Here is a 1,466-nt window from a genome sequence, read left to right as displayed (position 1 = left end):
GAAACATGGCACGAATGACAGCAAAAAAAGGAGCGCTATGTCGCGCTTATCTACTCTCGTTTACACCCTTAAGTACCGCTTTAAGCGCTCAGATAAGGGTTCAACGACAGGCTTTTCCTGAAAATGAGCATCAGGCTTGCCGCTTGGCTGACGCGGTTTGTAGTACAGCCGATCATGCAAACCCAGCTCATCGCGCAAAAACGTAACCAAGCCAACAAAGCTGTCTTGACCCACGGTTTTGATGCTGCGGTAAACCCGGCCATCTTCATTCTCAATGACCGTGATAAGGGTCTTACCGCGGCTAGGAGGTTGCTTGGCAATGTAGTCACTGACCTGTTGGTCAAATTGGGCCGGAGCGACCCCTGAAAGGTACTTGCTCTTAAACATAAAACACTCCTAATCACGAAAGCACAAAGCCCCCCGCGTTCACAGTGTTGGCGCACCAGCGGTGGGGTTTGTTTACAACTTGCAGGACATTGAGATGCCAAATTTATCGGTCATTGACGCTATGCACAACAATCAACCGGATTTTTCGGCGCTGGAAACTGATCTGGTCGCCGAGCTTGCAGCCTGGCATGCGACGGCACAAATAGATCTGGCAGCATTGAAACAGTGCCGCAAGCAACTGAGGACCGCCCTCGCGGGTTTCCACCGCCGGAGCTACGCGTGCTGTTTGCTGGGTCAGAAATGCCGCATCTATCGGCACTTCTATAACGTCTCTACCTGGAACATACATCGTACCGAACACCAGCTCGCCAACCTGCGCTGTGACGAGCCCTTGCCGTTCTGATGCGGGACTACCACGCCGAGCTATTTGACGCCAAACCCATCGTCACCAGGCAGCCCTCTGCCTGGAAATTGGCGGCCTCCCTCAAAGCCATGGCGCGTCGCATCATGGCTTGTCGCCGTGTATCTCTCTATCCACTGGAGGCGTCTCGCTTGCCTGCCGCTCGGCGCAAGGCACTTGCCGTCCCCATCGACGAGGCCATCAAAACCTATTTCGTCGGCATCCCTGGCGCCTTGGCCCTGGACAGAGCACTTGACCTGCTCGAACGCCCGATTCCACGCGAAGGCGGTGGGCCAGGGGTATCACTGCCTGCTGACCTGATGGCTGAGCTGTTCGTGGGTTACTGCCTGCGCCGCGCCCCGGATGTGCTCAAGGGGGTGACTATCTGCTATGAAGCTAACCGCTGGCTTACGGGTCGCATCACCACCTTGCGCCAAGTGCAAAATGTTATCCCCGAGCCACTGGATGCCCTGCGCACCAAGGAAAGCCGCGAACGCTTGGCAGTGAACTACGTTGAGCGGGTCATGAGGCTGCTCAATGCCACCACTGATTTTGGCGATCAACAGGTGCTTGCCCTCCGGTTGTGGAAAGTATGCAGTCAACCCCTTGCCGCCTGGGGGCTATTGCCCCGCTTACCCAAGTTTAAGAGCGCCGAGACACGTGACAACTTTATCGCCGC

General features: G+C 55.9%; 3 protein-coding genes. 2 read left to right on the top strand and 1 reads right to left on the bottom strand.

The features are described from left to right. Positions 1-60: 60 nt before the first annotated feature. Complete coding sequence (locus BN1130_RS15115; protein ID WP_042042957.1) at positions 61-387, bottom strand: hypothetical protein; 327 nt, start codon at positions 385-387, stop codon at positions 61-63. A 94-nt stretch (positions 388-481) separates the two neighbouring features. Between BN1130_RS15115 and BN1130_RS15110 the strand changes: the two genes are divergently transcribed. After that, complete coding sequence (locus tag BN1130_RS15110; protein WP_157014042.1) at positions 482-790, top strand: hypothetical protein; 309 nt, start codon at positions 482-484, stop codon at positions 788-790. After that, the coding region (locus tag BN1130_RS15105; RefSeq protein WP_042042953.1) for a hypothetical protein at positions 790-1,466 on the top strand (677 nt) is incomplete at its 3' end. The genes BN1130_RS15110 and BN1130_RS15105, both read left to right, overlap by 1 nt.

Origin of the sequence: Aeromonas rivuli (assembly GCF_000820045.1) — a bacterium.
GTDB lineage: Bacteria > Pseudomonadota > Gammaproteobacteria > Enterobacterales > Aeromonadaceae > Aeromonas > Aeromonas rivuli.
Note: the sequence above shows the minus strand (reverse complement) of the source record. Positions and strands in the feature narration are given on the sequence as shown.